Here is a 17,135-nt window from a genome sequence, read left to right on the forward strand (position 1 = left end):
GCCGGGTTCGACTGCGCTCGGAGACGGTAGCCCGGCTCTTAGTCCCGCGACGGATCCGGCTCCGGACTCGTGACGAACTCGAGGAGGTCGTCTTCGGTAACGTCCATCCCCTGCCGCGAGAAGAACCCGGCGACGTTCCGGCAGTCCCGCTCTAAGAACTCCCGGCTGTTGGGGTGGTGGACCGTGACGGCCTGGCCGAGGTCGATGAAGACGAGCTGGCCCTCGTCCTGGTCGAAGACGACGTTGTACTCGCTGAGATCGCCGTGTATCAGCCCCGCCGAGTAGAGGCGGCGCATATACTCGCGCATGACCTCGTAGGCGGTCTGGGGGTTCTCGATGTGGACCTCGCCGAGGCGTTTCGCGCGGCCGTCGTCGGTGCCGATGTACTCCATGACCAACACGTTGCGCTCGGTGGCGATCGGTTCGGGCACGCGGACGCCGGCCGCCTTCGCCCGCTCCAAGTTCGCCAGTTCCTTTTTCGTCCACGCGAGGACGACGTCCTTCTTCTTGCCGCCCAACCCCTCGAAGCGCGGGTCGCCCTCGAGGTAGTCGCGCATCTGCCGGAAGTTCGAGGCGTTGATCCGGTAGATCTTGACCGCGACCTCGCGGTCGTCGCCCAGCGCGTGGTAGACGTTGGCCTCCTTGCCCGTCGACAGCGGCCCGCCGAAGGCCTCGACGTGGCCGTCCTGGACGAGTTTGTACAGCGCAGCGAGGGTCGCGTCGTCGAACACCGACTGCTCGACCTTGAACTGGTCGGCGTCCTTGATGCGCTCCTCGAACTGCTCGAACTCCCGGTCGCGCTTGCGAGCGATCCGGTCGGCCTCGGTGTCCGAGACGTCGATCTCTTCCCACTCGTCGCCCGGCGTCTCGACCTCCTCGAGGTCGACCAGCCCGTATTCCGTTCCCTCTCCCATCTACTCGGTCGTAGGCGCCCCGACGGGTAAAGTACTGGGTCTGGTCGCCGGTCCGTTCCGGCCGCTGCGATGTCGGGTGTCGACGGCGAACGGGGAACGGCGATCTATTTGTATCCGCTGTCGAAAAAACGCGTGCGACCTGCTCATGGCACTGGACTTCACACCGAAGACCTACGACGAAATCCCCGCGGACAAGCGGCCGTCCCTGGGGGAAGCGCTCGTCCCTATCGCGGGAATGATCCTGTTCCTCTCGCTCGGGATGATCTGGCTCGAGATGGACCCGCAGATGCCGCTGTTGTGGGGAATCGCATTCGCGGGACTGTTCGGCCGGTACTACTTCGGCTACGCCTGGAGCGGCCTCTACGACGGGATCGGTCGCAGTATTCTGACCGGCCTGCAGGCCATCCTCATCCTGTTCGTCATCTACATGCTCATCTCGGCGTGGATCGACTCCGGAACGATCCCCACGCTCATGTACTACGGGCTGGAGTTCCTCTCGCCGGCGATCTTCCTCCCCTTCACCGTCGTCCTCTCGGCGGTCGTCGCCTTCGCGATCGGCTCGTCGTGGACGACGGCCGGGACGCTCGGCGTCGCGATGATCGGGATCGGCTCCGGGCTCGGGATTCCGGAGGCGATGACGGCCGGCGCCGTCCTGTCGGGGGCCTACACCGGCGACAAGAACTCGCCGCTCTCTGACACCACGAACCTCGCCGCCGCGGTGACGAACACGGAGCTGATGGACCACATCCGGGCGATGCGCCCCGGCACTGCGATCTCGTTCGCGATCTCGCTGCTCCTGTTCGTCGTGTTGGGCCTGAGCGCGAGCGGGACGATCCCCGTCGATCGGATCGCCGAGATCCAGGGCGGCCTCGAGAGCAGTTACGCGATCTCGCCGCTGACGTTCGTTCCGCTGGTCATCACGTTCGCGCTCGCCTTCTACGGCTTCCCCGCGCTGCCGTCGCTCGGCGCCGGGATCTTCGCCGGCGTCGCGGTCAGCACCGCGGTGCAGGGCGTCGGCTTCGCCGCCGCCTGGGAGACCGTCCACTTCGGGACCGGCCCCGAAACGGGCGTCGACCTCACGGACGAACTGCTCGCGAGCGGCGGCCTCGAGGGCTCCGTGTGGGTCGTTTCGATCGTCGTGGCCGCGCTGGCGCTGGGCGGTATCCTGCAGGAGACCGGCGTGCTGGCGGCGATCGCGTACCACATCGGCCGGGCCGTCAGCAGCGTCGCGGGCCTGACGGCCGGCACGGCCGCGGGCACGATCGCGATGAACTTCCTCGCCGCGGAACAGTACATGGCGATCGTCGTCCCCGGGATGACGCTGCAGAACCTGTACGACGAGTACGACCTCGAGAGCCGGAACCTCTCGCGGGCGGTCGAGGCGTCCGGGACGACGACGTCGGCGTTCGTGCCCTGGGGCTCCGGCGGGGTCTTCATGGCCTCGGCGCTCGGCGTGCCGGTGATCGAGTACGCCCCGTACTACTTCTTCGGCATCCTCTCGCCGCTGATTCTGATCCTGATGGGCGCGACCGGCTGGCGGATCTTCTACACGGACGACCCCGAACGTGAATCGCCGGCGGAAGCCGACGCGCCGGCGCCCTCCGTCGAATAGCGTCGTCGTCGTTGGGTCTCGTCCACCGTTTCGAAGCCGGGCCGTGGCTGGCGCTGACGACACCTCGAACCGCGGGCGGTACTGACGACGACTCGAGTGAGACCGATCGCACCCACGCGCGGACTTTTTCTCGTCGGCCGCCGTACCGTCGGTCATGGTCGAACTGCACGCGAAACGCGTACCGACGGAACGGGGACGATGACGAGCCACGACGTGACCCTCGAGTGGACCGACGGCTCGACGCAGACGATCGCGGTCGACGAGAACGAGTCGGTCCTCGACGTGGCCCAGCGGGCCGGCGCCCGGCTGCCCTACGACTGTCGGGAGGGGACCTGTATCACCTGCGTCGGTCGATTGCTCGCCCTCGAGGGCGAGGAGGGCGCCGACGAGTCGGCCGAGGACGGGACGGAACGGCCGCCCCACGCCGCGGACGCGTTCACGTATCGGCGGGCGCCGGCGGCGCTGACCGACGAGGAGCAGGCGGACGGCTACGTCCTGCTCTGTATCGCGCACCCGCAGTCGGACTGTCGAATCGAAGTCGGACCGCGAGTGCACGCCGAGGTCGGCGACAGTCCCTGGGCGTAACGCCGCTCTCGCCACCCCTATGTCTCTCCCCCCGACCAGACTTATCTCCGTGCTCGTAGTCGGAAGGAATATGAGCGATGCTAACACACCCAGTGACGTCGAACCGGAGCACGATCACGACCACCACGACCACGAGGGCCCCGGCTACGCGACGCCCCAGGCCGCCATCGAGGAGGGCGACCGAGAGAAGCTGGCCTACGTGATGAGCCTCTACGTCGGCACGGACGTCGACGCGCCGGATTTCGTCGCGGTCGTCGACCTCGATCCCGACTCCGACACGTACTGCGAGATCGTCGACCGGATCGAACTCCCCAACCGCGGCGACGAACTCCATCACTTCGGGTGGAACGCCTGTTCCTCGTCGTGTCACATGGAGGGCCTCGAGCGGCGACACCTGATCGTTCCCGGCCAGCGATCCTCGCGGATCCACGTGATCGACGCGAAGGATCGACACAACCCGGAACTCGAGACGGTGATCGAACCCGAGGAGGTCTTCGAGTACGACCTCTCGGCACCCCACACCGTCCACTGCATCCCGGACGGGGAGATCCTGATCAGCATGCTCGGGGACGCCGACGGCGAGTTGCCGGGGGGGTTCCTCGAACTGAACGACGACTTCGAGATCGAGGGCCGGTGGGAGCCGCCGGGCGAGATCGAGATGAACTACGACTACTGGTACCAGCCCCGCCAGAACGTGATGGTCTCGAGCGAGTGGGCCGCTCCGAAGACGTACTACCCGGGGTTCGACCTCGAGGACGTCGAGGCCGGCAACTACGGCCAGCGGCTCCACTTCTGGGACTGGGAGGACGGCACCGTCGAGCAGACCATCGACCTCGGCGAGGAGGGGCTGATCCCGCTCGAGGTGCGATTCCTCCACACCCCCGAGTCGACCCACGGGTTCGTCGGGGCCGCGCTGTCGTCGAATATTTTCCACTTCTGGCGCGACGGTGAGTCCGGCGAGTACCGCGCCGAGAAGGTCATCGACTTCGAGAGCCGGGAGCACGACGACTGGGACATGCCGGTCCCCGCGCTCCCGACGGACATCCTGATCTCGATGGACGACCGCTACCTGTTCGGTTCGAACTGGCTCCACGGCGAGGTCTGGATGTACGACATCTCCGATCCGTCGAACCCGCGGCGGGCCGACTCGCTCTCGGTCGGGGGCACCTTCGGCGAGGTGCAGGAGGTCCAGGGCCGCGAACTGTCCGCGGGGCCGCAGATGATCCAGCTCTCGCTGGACGGCGAACGGCTCTACTGGACCACCTCGCTGTTCTCCTCGTGGGACGAGCAGTTCTACCCAGAGGAGGGCGAGCGCGGCTCGGTGATGCTGAAGGCTGACGTCGACCCCCGAAAGGGCACGATTGAACTCGATGAGGACTTCCTCGTCGACTGGGGCGAGTGCCCTGAGGGTCCAGCCCGCGCCCACGAGATCCGCTGGCCCGACGGCGACTGTACCAGCGACGTCTGGCAGTGACCGGATGGCGAAACAGCACCACGACGTGACCCTCGAGTGGCCCGACGCCGACCGCGAGACGCGAACCGTCGCGGTCGACGAGGACGAGACGGTCCTCGAGGCCGCCGAGCGCGCCGACATCGCCCTTCCCTTCGGCTGTCGCACCGGCGCCTGCGGGACCTGTACGGGGCGGCTGCTCGAGGCCGACGGAGCAGAGTCAGCGGCCGGCGACGACGAACGCGGTACGATCGACGTCACCGACGCGTTCTCGTACCGTCGCTCGCCGCGAGCGCTGAAGGACCGACATCGGGCCGACGGTTACGTGCTTCTCTGCATCGCTTCGCCGCGAGTCGGCTGCCGGCTCGCCGTCGGCGCGAGCGTCCACACCGAACTGGTGGACAACCCGTGGAAGTGACCGATTCGGACGAACCGGTCGCGTCTCGAGCGGAGATCCCGCATTCGAGCGGCAGTCAGTAACGTTAACGGGCGCGGGCGGCAACCCTCGAGCAATGTCTGTCGCCGACGAGGACGCGGAGAACCCGTACCTCCGGGATCCGCCGACCGACTTCGCGCCGGTCGCGGAGCTCTCGGAGGACGAGGCCCGCGAACAGGTCGAACTGCTCCGGGAGGCCGTCCGCGAACACGACCGCCGGTACTACGTCGAGAGCGAACCGCTGATCGCCGACCGGACCTACGACGCCTTGTTCGCCCGCCTGCGGGACCTCGAGGACGCCTTCGGGCTCGAACATCCCGACAGCCCCACGCGCAGCGTCGGCGGCGAACCGCTCGAGGAGTTCGAGACGGTCGAGCACGTCGCGCCGATGCTCTCGATCGACCAGAGCGGCGAGGAGGCGGACGTCCGGGAGTTCGCGGATCGAGTACAGCGAGAGGTCGGTGACGTCGACTACGTCTGTGAACCCAAGTTCGACGGCGTCTCGATGGAGTTCGTCTACGAGGACGGCCGCCTCGAGCGCGCGGCGACCCGCGGGGACGGCCGCGAGGGCGACGACGTGACGCGCAACGCGCGCACGATCGGCTCCGTTCCCCAGAAGCTCCACGGCGACTACCCCGACTTCCTCGCCGTTCGGGGCGAGGTCTACATGCCCAAGGACGCCTTTCAGAAGCACAACCGCGAGCGCATCGAGCGCGGCGAGGAGCCCTTTGCCAACCCGCGCAACGCCACCGCGGGGACGATCCGCCAGCTCGACCCGTCGATCGTCGCCGACCGTCCCCTCGAGGTGTTCTTCTTCGACGTGCTCGAGGCCTCGGACCTCGAAGACTCCCACAGCGCCGAACTCGAACGCTTTCCCGACTGGGGGCTGCGGGTTACCGAACACGTCGAACTCGCGGCCGACATCGACGAGGCGATCGACTACCGCGAGCGGATGCTCGAGGCCCGCGACGACCTGAACTACGAGATCGACGGCACCGTCATCAAGGTCGACGACCGCGAGGCTCGCGAGGAGTTGGGCCGGACGGCCCGTCACGACCGCTACGCGTTCGCCTACAAGTTCCCCGCCCGCGCGGAGGTGACGCCGATCGTCGACGTGGCGGTTCAGGTCGGTCGCACGGGTCGGCTGACGCCGGTCGCCCTCCTGGAACCGGTCGACGTCGGCGGCGTGACCGTCTCGCGAGCGAGTCTGCACAACCCCGAGGAGATCGCCGAGAAGAACGTCGGGATCGGCGACACGGTCCGCGTCCAGCGGGCCGGCGACGTCATCCCCTACGTCGAGGAGGTCGTCGAGAAGGACGGCGAGGGCCACTACGAGCTGCCCGACCACTGTCCCGTCTGCGACAGCGCCGTCGAGCGGGACGGCCCGATGGCCTTCTGTACCGGCGGCCTCGCCTGTGACGCCCAGCTCCGGCGGTCGATCGAGTACTACGCCGGCGACGACGGCCTCGATCTCGAGGGGCTCGGCGAGAAGAGCGTCCGCCAACTGGTCGACGCCGCCCTCCTCGAGTCCGTCGCGGACCTCTACGAACTCGACCGCGAGGACCTCACGGCCCTCGAGGGCTGGGGCGAGACCAGCGCCGAGAACGTCCTCGCCGAAATCGAGGCCAGCCGCGAGCCGCCGCTCGCGGACTTCCTCTCGGCGCTGGGCATCCCCCACGTCGGCCCGACGACGGCCCGCGAACTCGCCCGCGAGTTCGGCACATTCGACGCGTTCCGCGAGGCCGCCGAGGACGAGCCCGAACGCCTCGAGGACGTACCTGACGTCGGCGAGACCGTCGCCGACCAGCTCCACGAGTTCTTCACCAGCGAGGCCAACGCCGCGGCGGTCGACGACTTGCTCGAGCACGTCTCGCCCCAGGAGTCGGAGCTCGAGAGCGGCGGCGACGAACTCGAGGGACTGACCTTCGTCTTCACTGGGTCACTCGAGGGCGTCACTCGGTCCGAGGCACAGGAGACCGTCGAGGCCCACGGTGCCAACGCGACGGGCAGCGTCTCGGGGAACACGGACTACCTCGTCGTCGGCGAGAACCCGGGACAGACCAAACGCGACGACGCCGAGGCCAACGACGTGCCGATCGTCGACGAGGACGAGTTCCGCGAGCTGCTGGCGGAGTACGGGATCGACCTCGAGTAGCTGCTCGGGACCGATCGACGGCTATCGACGGTACCGGTTATCGGTTCTCCTCCCATTCCTCGCACGAGATGCTGTACCGGACGGAGTCGCGAGGCTCGCCGCCGATGATGACGTCGTTGCGGATCACGCCCTCCCTCCGGCCGCCGAACCGGTCGACGTACCCCTCGATGGCCCGCCGGGAGTTCTCGTTGTCCGCGTCGTGGGTGACCGCGACGACCTCGAGGTCCAGTCGATCGAACGCGAGCTCGAGCATCCGGCCGGCGCGCTCGCCCGAGTAGCCTCGGCCCCAGAACGGCTTTCGGAACCAGACACCCAGAATCCCCAGCCGCTGCTCCCAGTTGGGATGCAGTCCGGCCAGTCCGGCCAGCTCTCCCGCCCGGTCGCCGTCTTTCGGACGGACCGCGTAGGTCGCGTTCTCGCCGTCGTCGAACGCCTCGCCACAGGTCGAGACCCAGTCGAACGCCTCCTTCGGCTGTTCGTACGCGTCCCAGGTGACGTACTCGGTGATCTCATCGATAGCCGGCGCGCCTTCCCGGGCGTGTTCGTACAGTTCGAACGGATCGAAGTCGTCGGGATGGAGCCGCTCGTACCGGAGTCGCTCGCTCTCCATCTCGACGGGAAACATCGACATGCGCCTCCTTTCGTGTCATTAACTAAAAACTATTCGCTCGGGCACAGTCGTTACGGAATCGAGAGGAGGATGCGGCGGGGTCACGGACGTCGCGAGTCGACGACGGGTGCTCCGGCTCACGCCTCGGCGGGCAACCGCGCCGCGATCTCTGACACCGCCTCGAGGCCCTGCACCTCTCCGTCCCGTTCGGGAAGCGTCACGACCTCGAGATCGGGAAACGTCTCCCGGACCTCTTCGACCCGTTTCAGGTGCCGCTGGTGGCGCGACTGACACCGCGAGCAGTCGTCCTCGGGGTCTTCGAAGACCCGATTCACGACGAGGCGGTCGACCCGAACGTCGGCTTCCCGTAGCGTCCCCACCAGCCGTTCGGACTCGGCGATGGCCATCCCCTCGGGCAGGAGGACGACCCGAAACTCCGTCCGTTCGGGATCGGTCAGCAGGTCGCGAGCGCGCTCGAGGCGGGCGCGAAACGCCTCGAGACTTTCCTCCTCGTCGTCGCTACTGCTGCCCATCATCGACATCGGGCCGAGCACTGCCGTCCGGGCGGCGTTGCCGATCCGCTTGGCCTGCCCGCGCAGCGACTGGGCCGTCTCGAGGGCCAGCCCCATCACCTCGGGCATGTCGAACAGCCGGAGGGTGTGGCCCGTCGGCGCGGTGTCGAAGACGACGACGTCCCAGTCGCCCTCGTCGACGTACTCGACGAGCAGATCGAGGGCCGCGATCTCGTCGCTGCCGGCCGGTGCGCCCGAGGCGAACAGCCGTCGGACCTCCTCGTCGTCCAGCCGAATGCCGGCGCTGCGGAGGTCCTTCGCGAGCGCTCGCGCCAGTTTCTCGTACCGTTCCTTCTGGGTGTCGGGATCGATCTCGACGGCCCAGAGATTTCCGTCACCGTCGCCGACGCCCTCGAGATCGAGTTCGCGGGGTTCGGCCTCGAGATCGACCTCGAGGGAGTCCGACAGCGAGTGGGCCGGGTCGGTCGAGACGACCAGCGTCTGCCGGCCGGCGTCGGCCAGTCGGACGGCGGTCGCCGCCGCGCAGGTCGTCTTGCCGACGCCGCCCTTACCGCCGTAGAAGATGCAGTCGGTCACGGTCTCGCGTACGATCGACGGACACCTAAATCGATTGCCACGATCGCCGGAGTGTCATCGCTGGCGATCGGATGCAGGTCGATCGAGTCGGGGTGAGGACTCGAGCGCGAAGCGAGGCGAAAAGAACGAAATCGCTGCGAACGCCGTCAGTCTACAGGTCGACGCGGTCGAACCGGTAGAGCGCGACCGCGAGCGGGACGACGATCCACAGCAGCAGGATGATAAAGGAGAACCAGTCCTCGAGGAAGAACGGCATGCCGTCCGGGAAGTAGTAGTCCGGATACGTGGTGCCCTCGACGGTGGAACTGATGATCGAGAGCGCGTTCGCGAAGGCGTTACCCGGATCGAGCGAGTCGATGAACAGCGCCCAGTCGGGCACTCGTTGGGCGGTTATCTGTTCGGTCGTTCCGTCGGCCATCTCGAAGGTCCGCGTGTATTCGACGCCGTCGATCGTCCCCCGGGACATCAGGATCTGAAGTCCGGTGAGAAGCAGGTTCCAGACGGCGTAGAACAGCAGGAAGACGCCGAAGACCGCGGCGCCGGCGATCGTCGTCGACTTGGTCATCGAGGAGAGCGAGACGGCGATACTGGTGTAGGCGAGGCCGTAGAGGATCGCCATCGCGAGCAGTCCGGCGTACTCGACCACGTCGAAGCTCCCGAGGATCGCGGCGACGACGACGGCCGCGAGGACGAACCCGACGATCAGCGACAGCGACAGCACGGCCGCTCGGCCGATCAGTTTGCCAAGGAGCACGTCCTTTCGCGAGTGGGGCAGCGAGAGCAACACCTTGATGCTCCCGCTCTCCCGCTCGCCGGCGATGGCCTTCCAGCCCAACACCAGCGCGATCAGCGGAATGATGACCCGCGTCATCTGGCTGACCAGCGAGACGAGCGCCCCGGTCGTCTCCGCTTGCGTCGGCGAGACCTCGGCACCGAAGTACGAGAGCGCGCCCGTGACGCCGACCAGCAACAGGAAGAAGAAGACGCTCAGTCCCCAGAACAGCCACGAACGGACCGCGTCCTGGAAGTCCTTCTTCGCGACGGCGCGGACGCTCTCGAGATTCACGGAACTCGAGGCCGATCCCGACCCCGACCCCGATGATCCGGCTGCGGTCTCGGTGCTCATCGCGCGTGCACCTCCGTGCCGGTCGTGTACGACTGGAAGACGTCCTCGAGGGAGGCCTCGCGGGTCGTGAAGTCCTTGACCTCGATGCCCCGGTCCTCGAGTTCGCCGAGGACGGCCGTCTTGGAGCCCTGGACCTGGACGACGAGGACGGGCGGATTCCGGCCGCTGACGGCTTCGCCGTCTGCTCGAGACGCCGGAGACGTCTCGCCCTCGACGGTGGCGTCGGAGACGTCGGGCAGCGAGCGAACGACCTGGAGCGTGTCGTCGTCGAGGCGGTCGACGGTGACCCGCAGGGTCGTCCCGCCGCCGACGGAGTCGCGCAGCCCCTCGACGGTGTCGACGGCGACCATCTCGCCGTCCCGGAGGATGCCGACGCGGTCACAGACCGCCTCGACCTGCTCCATGATGTGACTCGAGAAGAAGACGGTCGCGCCCCGGCGGTTCTCCTCGCGGACGATTTCGCGCATCTCGCGGGCGCCGTTGGGGTCGAGCCCCGTCGAGGGCTCGTCCAGAATGAGGAGGTCCGGCTGGCCCACGAGGGCCATCGCCAGCATGAGTCGCTGGGACATCCCCTTCGAGAAGCCGCCGGCCTTCTTGTCGATGGCGTCGACGAGGCCGACCCGCTCGAGGAGGGCTTCGGGGTCGTCGTCGGACCCCTTCGAGTCGATGGCGAACTCGAGGTGCTGGCGGGCCGTCAGGCGGTCGTAGGTCTCGACGCCCTCCGGGAGGACGCCGGTCCGCGAGCGGATCTCGCGGCTGTTGGCCTGGGCGTCCATTCCCAGAACCTCGACCTGTCCGGCGGTCGGCCGGATGAAGTCGAGGATGACGTTGATCGTCGTCGACTTGCCGGCGCCGTTCGGACCGAGAAAGCCGAATACCTCTCCCTCTTGGACCTGAAACGACAGATCCTCGAGCGCGAGGGTCTGACCGTAGGACTTGGTCAGGGTATCGACTGTAATAGCTGGCATAGCTGTGTGGTCTCACCCGCGTCCGATAAGAGTTGTTACTCTCCCGCGATAATATTCCGCCCCTCAGAGGGGAAAAATGGGCTAAATCGGGTCGTCGGGACCGTACTGCTCGGCGGTACGTTCGGCCTCCGTGGCGTACCGGTCCCGGGTCTCCTCGTCGTCGACCGGCTCGAGTTCGTCCTCGGGGACGTCGACCGCCGCGGTGACTTCGGCGCCGGTTTGCAGCGACTGGCCCGATCGCTCCCGCTGTTGATACCGCGATCCGTCGGGCGTCGCGTAGACGAGCGTCACGATGTTCCGGCTGTCGAAGTCGCGCTCGACGAGCCAGCACTGGACCGTCGACTCACTCATGCTCGGCCCTTCGGTGTCGACGACCGAGAATGTACCGCGTCTCTCGTCGGGTGACACCGGGTGGACGGTCTCACGCAGTGCCAGATTCCGCGAGGTACTTGCCCTTCGAGGTGAGATTTCGTACTACTCCATGCAGGAGACCTGGAGCGACCACGTCGACCAGCTGCTGGACGAGCGCGAGCGCGAACAGCACCGCGTCGACCTCGATCGGGCGACGGTCGTCGTCACGAACCGTCGCGTGCTGGCCTTTACGCCCGACGAGGACGGGCCGAACTACCGATCCGCCGATCGGCCGAACGTCACGCGGGTCTCCGTCGAAACCGACAGCGCGCCGGGACGGCTCCTCTGGGGGTCGCTCTTCCTGTGCCTCGGGCTCGGCCTCCTACTGATCGGCACGACGGTCGATCTCGCCGGCCTCGCCGACGACTACGCCGGCGCAACCGGCGACCCGACCGGTATCGTCGACGCCGCTCTCGAGACGCTCGCGACGATTTTGTTGGTGTTCGATCTCTCGATCCTCGTCGGTGGCGGACTCCTGCTCGCGCTCGCCGCCCTGTTCTTCGCCGGCTACGCCCGGTCGCGATGGCGGCGACTCGCCCTCCGGGTCAGCGGCGGCGACGACATCCTGCTCCCGGTCACCGACGCCGACCTCGAGGCCGGGCGGGCGGTCGCCCTCGAGGAGGCGATCCTCCCGAATACGTCGCCCGCGGACGGCGACGCCGGTGGCGACTCGCCGACCGACGGCTTATCGACCGGCGATCCGTCAACCGACGACGCATCGATCGACGGCCCGTCGACCAACGATCCGTCAACTGCCGGGGTCGATGAGTCAGGCTGAAAGCCGCTGACGACCTAGCCCCGCCGATGAACGTCGACGGGGTCCGCGAACGAGCGAAGTCGCTGCCGCGCGAGCCCGGCGTCTACCAGTTCCGGGCCGAGGGAACCACTCTCTACGTCGGGAAGGCCGTCGACCTCCGGAGTCGCGTCCGCTCCTACGCCGATCCGCGGACGGCGCGGATCCGCCGGATGGTCGACCGCGCCGACGAGATCGAGATCGCCGTCACCGACACCGAGACGCAGGCGCTGTTGCTCGAGGCGAACCTGATCAAGCGCCACCAGCCCCGCTACAACGTCCGGCTGAAGGACGACAAGTCCTACCCGATGGTGCAGTTGACCGACCACGAGGCCCCGCGGATCGAGATCACGCGCGATCCCGACGGCGAGGCGCAGGGCGCCTCGAGTGCGAGCGGTGGAGCCGCGAGCGGGCCGACGGTCTTCGGTCCGTTCACCGACAAGGGGCAGGTCGAGACCGTCGTGAAGGCCCTGCGGGAGACCTACGGCGTCCGCGGGTGTTCGGACCACAAGTACAGCGGTCGCGAGCGCCCCTGTCTGGACTACGAGATGGGGCTCTGTACCGCGCCCTGCACCCGCGAGATCGACCTCGAGAGCTACGGCGAGGACGTCACCGCGGTCGAGCGCTTCTTCGAGGGCGAGACGGGGATCCTCGCGGACCCGCTGCGACGGGAGATGGAAGCCGCCGCGGAGGACCAGAACTTCGAGCGCGCCGCCAATCTCCGGGACCGCCTCGAGACCGTCGAGGCCTTCCACGGCGAGGGCGGCGAGGCGGTCCAGTCGGTCGGCGACGAGCGCGCGGTCGACGTCCTCGGGGTCGCCATCGAGGGCGAGGACGCGACCGTCGCCCGCCTGCGCGCCGAGCGCGGGAAACTGGTCGACCGGGACCGTCACACCCTCGAGGCGCCCGCGGCCGAGGGCGCCGGAGACGAGGAGGGCGGCGTCCCAGCGGTGCTGGCCGCCTTCATCGTCCAGTACTACGCCGAGCGCGACCTGCCCGACGCCCTGCTGCTGCCCGAACGCCACGGGGACGGCGAGGTCGCGGCGTGGCTCGAGGCCGAGGGCGTCTCGGTCCGCGTCCCCGGCGCCGGCCGGGAGGCCAAACTGGTCGACCTCGCGCTGAAGAACGCCCGCCGCAACGTCGGCGGCCGCGACGAGTGCGGGATGCTCGCCGACGCCCTCGAGATCGACGCGGCCCGGCGGATCGAGGGGTTCGACGTGAGCCACGCCCAGGGGAAGTCTGCGGTCGGCAGCAACGTGACGTTCGTCGACGGCAGCGCCGAGAAGGCGGACTACCGGCGGAAGAAACTCACCGATCAGAACGACGACTACGACAACATGCGGACCCTCCTCGAGTGGCGCGCCAGCCGCGCCGTCGAGGGCCGCGACGATCGGCCCGACCCCGATCTGCTCCTGATCGACGGCGGCGAAGGCCAACTCGATGCCGCCCGCGACGCGCTGGCCGCCGTCGGCTGGGACGTGCCCGCGGTCGCGCTGGCGAAGGCCGAAGAGCGCGTGGTCACGCCCGACCGGACGTTCTCGTGGCCGAGCGACGCACCGCACCTCCACCTCCTCCAGCGGGTGCGCGACGAGGCCCATCGCTTCGCGGTGCAGTACCACCAGACCGTCCGCGACGAGGTCAAGACGGTGCTGGACGACGTCCCCGGCGTCGGCCCCGAGACCAGAAAGCGACTCCTCGGCCGGTTCGGAAGCGTCGAGAACGTCCGCGAGGCGAGCGTCGCCGACCTCGAGAGCGTCGAGGGGATCGGCGAGAAGACGGCCGAGACGATCAAATCCCGGCTCTGACGCGCTCGCTTCCGGAACCGGTATCGGTGGCTGACACTCTCTGCCGGCGATTACTTACCGGAACTATGCAGAAGTAATTTATCCCCTATCGTTGGAGGCACTGCTATGAAAACCGAACTGCGCCGCCGAACCCTGCTCGCCGTCTCCGGCGCGGTCGCGGTCGCCGGCTGTCTCGACGCGGGCGACTCGGGCGAGGCGAACGACGAGACGCAGGCCGAACCGACCGACGGAACGACTGACGACGACGAGACGGATGGATCGGAGACGAACGCTACCGCGGACACGGTTCACGAGGGCTACGAAACGACCGAGGTCCGGGTCGTTTCCGCCGACGGCGACGAACTCGGGGCGGTGACGGCGGCGATCGCCGACACGCGGGACCTCCGGACTCTCGGACTCAGCGACACCGAGGAACTGCCGTCGGACCGCGGCATGCTGTTCGTCTTCGAGTCGGTCGAGGAGCGCGGCTTCGTCATGCGAGAGATGGACTTCGGCATCGATATCGTCTTCGCCGACGCGGACGGAACGATCACCGACGTTCACCACGCGCCGGCGCCCGAACCGGACGAAGACGGCGAGGAAGAACACCACCAGTACCCCGGCCGCGGGCAGTACGTGCTCGAGGTCAACTACGAGTGGACGACCGACCACGACGTCAGCGAGGGGGACGTCCTCGAGTTCGACCTCGAGGAATGACCGAAACCCCGGCGGGCCGCCGCCGTGTGACCGTTGCGAAAGCAAGGACAGGGCTATCCCCCGTACCGGTACTATGATACGGCATGTCAAACGACGACGAACTCGACGACCTGCTCGACGAACTCGACAGCCAGGGCGACCTCGAGACGTCACAGCAGGTGCTGTCGATCCGGACGGAGAGCCGTCGGTACGACAAGCCGGTGACGATCGTCGAGGGCTTCGACCTCGAGTCGGACGAGATCAAATCGATCGCGTCGGACCTCAAGAGTTCGATGGGGACCGGCGGGACCGTCGACGACGGCCGGATCGAACTGCAGGGCGACCACCGGGATCGCGTGCCCGACTTGCTTCGCGACCGAGGATTCGACGTCCGCGAGTGAGCCGTCCCGAACGGTCGAACTGACGCTTTTCGCGTCGACCCGGGGCCGCAAACCGGCCCCGCGTCGAAGTCGCTTTATGTCCGTCCTCGCAAGTACGAGTATGAGGATTCGTCCGGCGGCGGACGACGATTTTCCGGACATTCGAGCGATCGCTCGAAAAACCTGGCACGATACCTACGACGAACTCGACGAAGACCTGATCGACCGAACCGTCGAGAGTTGGTACACCGACGACTCGATGCCGCTCGAGGCGCCGGGGACGGTCGTCCTCGTCGTGGAAGCGACCGACGGGGGACGGTCGGACTCCGACGGCGACATCGTCGGCTTCACCCACGCGGTCGTCCAGGGCGACACGGCCGATATCCTCCGGATGTACGTCGATCCCGACCGGCAGGCGGCGGGCGTCGGCACCGACCTCCACGAGCGGCTGGTCGAGCAGCTCCGAGTCTACGACGTCGAGCGGATCCGCGCCTTCGACTTCGCCTTCAACGACGCCAGCCGGCAGTTCTACGAGGGATTCGGGTTCGAACGGACCGACGTCGACGAGGTCGAGATCGACGGCGAGTGCTACGACGAGGCGGTCTACACGCTCGAGCTCTCGCAGTAGATCGTAGCGCGCATTCTCCATTCAGAACAGTGTCTGAAACCAAATCGCGTAGTTTGGTAACTACGTGTGCATAACGAACTTTTGCGCTGCGGGCGCGACGAAGTCGCGCCCTCGGCAAAACTTCGATGAAAAGCACGGCGTCACCCCCTCAGCCGCGCCAGCGGCGCGGCTTCGAGGGATTCCTTGGCCCACTCGCTCACGCCGTTCGCTCGCGGTCACAGCGGTAACGCTCACACCTCTACTGAACGCGAGTTTCACGCACTCCCTCTGAGTAAGGAGGAGGCGAAACGCGGGTCGTATTCCGCGTCGGAGAGTTCAAGTGACCGATCGAGCCAGCCGGAAACACGTTTTCGAGGGAAGAAACCCGACAATCGACGTTACTGTAACAGCGGACTCACCGGCGATGTCTCCGCTGGCGTCTCCTCGTCGAAGAAGCCCTCGACGCCCTCGAGTTCGAAGACGAAGTCGGCGCCGAACGCGCCGGCGGGGGTCTGGAACCCGGGGTCGGCGTCGCCCGCGAGGACGCGCTCGGCGACCGTCACCGCGCCGTCGACGGTGACGACGTACGGATCGGGCGTCCGCAGGCGGGAGACGACGCGCTCGCCGTCTTCGGTGCGCGCTTCGCCCCAGACGTAGGCCGAGCCGCGCTCGCGGGCCCGCTCGGAGGGGCCGTCGCGGACGCCGGCCAACCGCTTCAGCGTCCAGCGCACCGGTTTCGACTCGAACACCGGCGAGAGATAGCGATGCAACCGCAGCGCGGTGCGAGCGGGCTGGGGCATCACCGCGTACATCTCGACGTTCGGGATCCCGGTCGTGTAGTGGGCCGTCGAAACGTCGCCCATCGGCATCGTCACCGCCGGCCGTTCGCCGCGACCGAAGTCGATTTCGCGGGTCTTCCACCCCGTCGGCGCGCTCTCGAGGTCGCCGTCTCGGCGGACGGCGTTCTCGGTGTCGGCGCCCTCGATGACCGTCCGCAGGGTGCCGATCGAGGGCACGCGGAACGAGTCGACGCCCAGCGCGAGGCGGGTCGCCTCCGGCAGCCGGTCGGCGAGGTGGGCGGCCAGACAGTCCATCGGAATCGTCGAGAGGGCGGCGGCCGGCAGCAGGGTGATCCCCGCCTCGGCCGCCTCCGCGTCGCGGTCGTGGATCGACTCGATGACGGGGATCTCGCCGGTGATATCGACGTAGTCCGTCTCGCTGCGGAGACAGCCCTCGACCAGCGCTTCGGCGGTGTTCGAGAACGGCCCCGCGCAGTTCAGCACGCAGTCGACGTCCTCGAGGGCCGTCGCGACGGTCACGGGGTCCTCGAGCGAGAACCGGCGCCCCGGCTGCTCGAGGGCGGCGACCTGCTCGCGGAGCCGTTCCCGGTCGCGGCCGGCCAGGATCGGATCCAGTCCGCGGTCGATCGCCTCCTCGGCGATCAGACCGCCGACGAACCCGTACGAGCCGTAGATCAGGAGGGTCGGCATATCCCGAAC

17 protein-coding genes are annotated in these 17,135 nt (G+C 67.7%); 10 read left to right on the forward strand and 7 right to left on the reverse strand.

Annotated features, from left to right (window positions below; translation table 11 throughout):
• Positions 1-38: 38 nt before the first annotated feature.
• Positions 39-914 carry a serine/threonine-protein kinase Rio1 gene (gene rio1 / locus HTZ84_RS18210; protein WP_174681979.1) on the reverse strand — a complete coding sequence of 292 codons (876 nt, stop codon included), beginning with the start codon at positions 912-914 and terminating at the stop codon, positions 39-41.
• Positions 915-1,059: 145 nt separating this feature from the next.
• Here rio1 and arcD point away from each other — a divergent pair, with 145 nt between their 5' ends.
• The 5 genes from arcD to ligA all read left to right on the forward strand — a co-directional run bounded on the left by arcD (position 1,060) and on the right by ligA (position 7,152).
• Positions 1,060-2,526, forward strand: coding sequence for an arginine/ornithine antiporter ArcD (arcD, locus tag HTZ84_RS18215; RefSeq protein WP_174681980.1), 1,467 nt, complete (start codon positions 1,060-1,062; stop codon positions 2,524-2,526).
• Between the two features lie 198 nt (positions 2,527-2,724).
• Entirely contained in the window at positions 2,725-3,111 is a 387-nt protein-coding gene (locus HTZ84_RS18220) for a 2Fe-2S iron-sulfur cluster-binding protein (protein ID WP_174681981.1), read from the forward strand.
• Positions 3,112-3,181: 70 nt separating this feature from the next.
• Entirely contained in the window at positions 3,182-4,585 is a 1,404-nt protein-coding gene (locus tag HTZ84_RS18225; protein WP_174681982.1) for a selenium-binding protein SBP56-related protein, read from the forward strand.
• Between the two features lie 4 nt (positions 4,586-4,589).
• A complete protein-coding gene (locus HTZ84_RS18230; RefSeq protein ID WP_174681983.1) occupies positions 4,590-4,979 on the forward strand; it encodes a 2Fe-2S iron-sulfur cluster-binding protein in 390 nt (129 codons plus the stop codon).
• A 94-nt stretch (positions 4,980-5,073) separates the two neighbouring features.
• Positions 5,074-7,152 carry an NAD-dependent DNA ligase LigA gene (gene ligA / locus HTZ84_RS18235; protein ID WP_174681984.1) on the forward strand — a complete coding sequence of 693 codons (2,079 nt, stop codon included), beginning with the start codon at positions 5,074-5,076 and terminating at the stop codon, positions 7,150-7,152.
• A gap of 37 nt (positions 7,153-7,189) precedes the next feature.
• Here the strand turns inward: ligA and HTZ84_RS18240 are convergent, their stop codons facing one another.
• The 5 genes from HTZ84_RS18240 to HTZ84_RS18260 all read right to left on the reverse strand — a co-directional run bounded on the left by HTZ84_RS18240 (position 7,190) and on the right by HTZ84_RS18260 (position 11,316).
• Positions 7,190-7,783 carry a GNAT family N-acetyltransferase gene (locus HTZ84_RS18240; protein WP_174681985.1) on the reverse strand — a complete coding sequence of 198 codons (594 nt, stop codon included), beginning with the start codon at positions 7,781-7,783 and terminating at the stop codon, positions 7,190-7,192.
• A 116-nt stretch (positions 7,784-7,899) separates the two neighbouring features.
• Positions 7,900-8,871: an ArsA family ATPase gene (locus HTZ84_RS18245; RefSeq protein WP_174681986.1), complete on the reverse strand. Its 972-nt coding sequence runs from the start codon at positions 8,869-8,871 to the stop codon at positions 7,900-7,902.
• A 151-nt stretch (positions 8,872-9,022) separates the two neighbouring features.
• Entirely contained in the window at positions 9,023-9,997 is a 975-nt protein-coding gene (locus HTZ84_RS18250; protein WP_174681987.1) for an ABC transporter permease, read from the reverse strand.
• Positions 9,994-10,965: an ABC transporter ATP-binding protein gene (locus HTZ84_RS18255; protein WP_174681988.1), complete on the reverse strand. Its 972-nt coding sequence runs from the start codon at positions 10,963-10,965 to the stop codon at positions 9,994-9,996. The genes HTZ84_RS18250 and HTZ84_RS18255 overlap by 4 nt, the downstream gene beginning before the upstream one ends.
• Positions 10,966-11,046: 81 nt before the next feature.
• Positions 11,047-11,316 (reverse strand): hypothetical protein, encoded by a 270-nt coding sequence (locus HTZ84_RS18260; protein WP_008893431.1) that lies wholly within the window; start codon positions 11,314-11,316, stop codon positions 11,047-11,049.
• 130 nt (positions 11,317-11,446) lie between these two features.
• Here HTZ84_RS18260 and HTZ84_RS18265 point away from each other — a divergent pair, with 130 nt between their 5' ends.
• From HTZ84_RS18265 to HTZ84_RS18285, 5 genes are all read left to right on the forward strand, one after another.
• Complete coding sequence (locus HTZ84_RS18265; protein ID WP_174681989.1) at positions 11,447-12,154, forward strand: hypothetical protein; 708 nt, start codon at positions 11,447-11,449, stop codon at positions 12,152-12,154.
• A gap of 26 nt (positions 12,155-12,180) precedes the next feature.
• The gene (locus tag HTZ84_RS18270) at positions 12,181-13,974 is read left to right on the forward strand and encodes an excinuclease ABC subunit C (RefSeq protein ID WP_174681990.1); all 1,794 of its coding nucleotides are present in this window, start codon (positions 12,181-12,183) and stop codon (positions 13,972-13,974) included.
• 105 nt (positions 13,975-14,079) lie between these two features.
• The gene (locus tag HTZ84_RS18275) at positions 14,080-14,670 is read left to right on the forward strand and encodes a DUF192 domain-containing protein (RefSeq protein WP_174681991.1); all 591 of its coding nucleotides are present in this window, start codon (positions 14,080-14,082) and stop codon (positions 14,668-14,670) included.
• Between the two features lie 83 nt (positions 14,671-14,753).
• Complete coding sequence (locus HTZ84_RS18280; protein WP_008893435.1) at positions 14,754-15,050, forward strand: SUI1 family translation initiation factor; 297 nt, start codon at positions 14,754-14,756, stop codon at positions 15,048-15,050.
• A gap of 100 nt (positions 15,051-15,150) precedes the next feature.
• A complete protein-coding gene (locus HTZ84_RS18285) occupies positions 15,151-15,657 on the forward strand; it encodes a GNAT family N-acetyltransferase (RefSeq protein ID WP_174681992.1) in 507 nt (168 codons plus the stop codon).
• Positions 15,658-16,034: 377 nt separating this feature from the next.
• Here HTZ84_RS18285 and HTZ84_RS18290 read toward each other — a convergent pair whose 3' ends face one another.
• Positions 16,035-17,126: a saccharopine dehydrogenase family protein gene (locus HTZ84_RS18290; RefSeq protein ID WP_174681993.1), complete on the reverse strand. Its 1,092-nt coding sequence runs from the start codon at positions 17,124-17,126 to the stop codon at positions 16,035-16,037.
• Between the last annotated feature and the right edge of the window lie 9 nt (positions 17,127-17,135).

This window comes from Haloterrigena gelatinilytica (genome assembly GCF_013342145.1).
Taxonomy (GTDB): Archaea; Halobacteriota; Halobacteria; order Halobacteriales; family Natrialbaceae; genus Haloterrigena; species Haloterrigena gelatinilytica.

Coding starts and splice junctions, on each gene's coding strand:
- rio1 (WP_174681979.1), bottom strand. CDS start 914: ATGGGAGAGGGAACGGAATACGGGCTGGTCGACCTCGAGGAGGTCGAG.
- arcD (WP_174681980.1), top strand. CDS start 1,060: ATGGCACTGGACTTCACACCGAAGACCTACGACGAAATCCCCGCGGAC.
- HTZ84_RS18220 (WP_174681981.1), top strand. CDS start 2,725: ATGACGAGCCACGACGTGACCCTCGAGTGGACCGACGGCTCGACGCAG.
- HTZ84_RS18225 (WP_174681982.1), top strand. CDS start 3,182: ATGAGCGATGCTAACACACCCAGTGACGTCGAACCGGAGCACGATCAC.
- HTZ84_RS18230 (WP_174681983.1), top strand. CDS start 4,590: ATGGCGAAACAGCACCACGACGTGACCCTCGAGTGGCCCGACGCCGAC.
- ligA (WP_174681984.1), top strand. CDS start 5,074: ATGTCTGTCGCCGACGAGGACGCGGAGAACCCGTACCTCCGGGATCCG.
- HTZ84_RS18240 (WP_174681985.1), bottom strand. CDS start 7,783: ATGTCGATGTTTCCCGTCGAGATGGAGAGCGAGCGACTCCGGTACGAG.
- HTZ84_RS18250 (WP_174681987.1), bottom strand. CDS start 9,997: ATGAGCACCGAGACCGCAGCCGGATCATCGGGGTCGGGGTCGGGATCG.
- HTZ84_RS18255 (WP_174681988.1), bottom strand. CDS start 10,965: ATGCCAGCTATTACAGTCGATACCCTGACCAAGTCCTACGGTCAGACC.
- HTZ84_RS18260 (WP_008893431.1), bottom strand. CDS start 11,316: ATGAGTGAGTCGACGGTCCAGTGCTGGCTCGTCGAGCGCGACTTCGAC.
- HTZ84_RS18265 (WP_174681989.1), top strand. CDS start 11,447: ATGCAGGAGACCTGGAGCGACCACGTCGACCAGCTGCTGGACGAGCGC.
- HTZ84_RS18270 (WP_174681990.1), top strand. CDS start 12,181: ATGAACGTCGACGGGGTCCGCGAACGAGCGAAGTCGCTGCCGCGCGAG.
- HTZ84_RS18275 (WP_174681991.1), top strand. CDS start 14,080: ATGAAAACCGAACTGCGCCGCCGAACCCTGCTCGCCGTCTCCGGCGCG.
- HTZ84_RS18280 (WP_008893435.1), top strand. CDS start 14,754: ATGTCAAACGACGACGAACTCGACGACCTGCTCGACGAACTCGACAGC.
- HTZ84_RS18285 (WP_174681992.1), top strand. CDS start 15,151: ATGAGGATTCGTCCGGCGGCGGACGACGATTTTCCGGACATTCGAGCG.
- HTZ84_RS18290 (WP_174681993.1), bottom strand. CDS start 17,126: ATGCCGACCCTCCTGATCTACGGCTCGTACGGGTTCGTCGGCGGTCTG.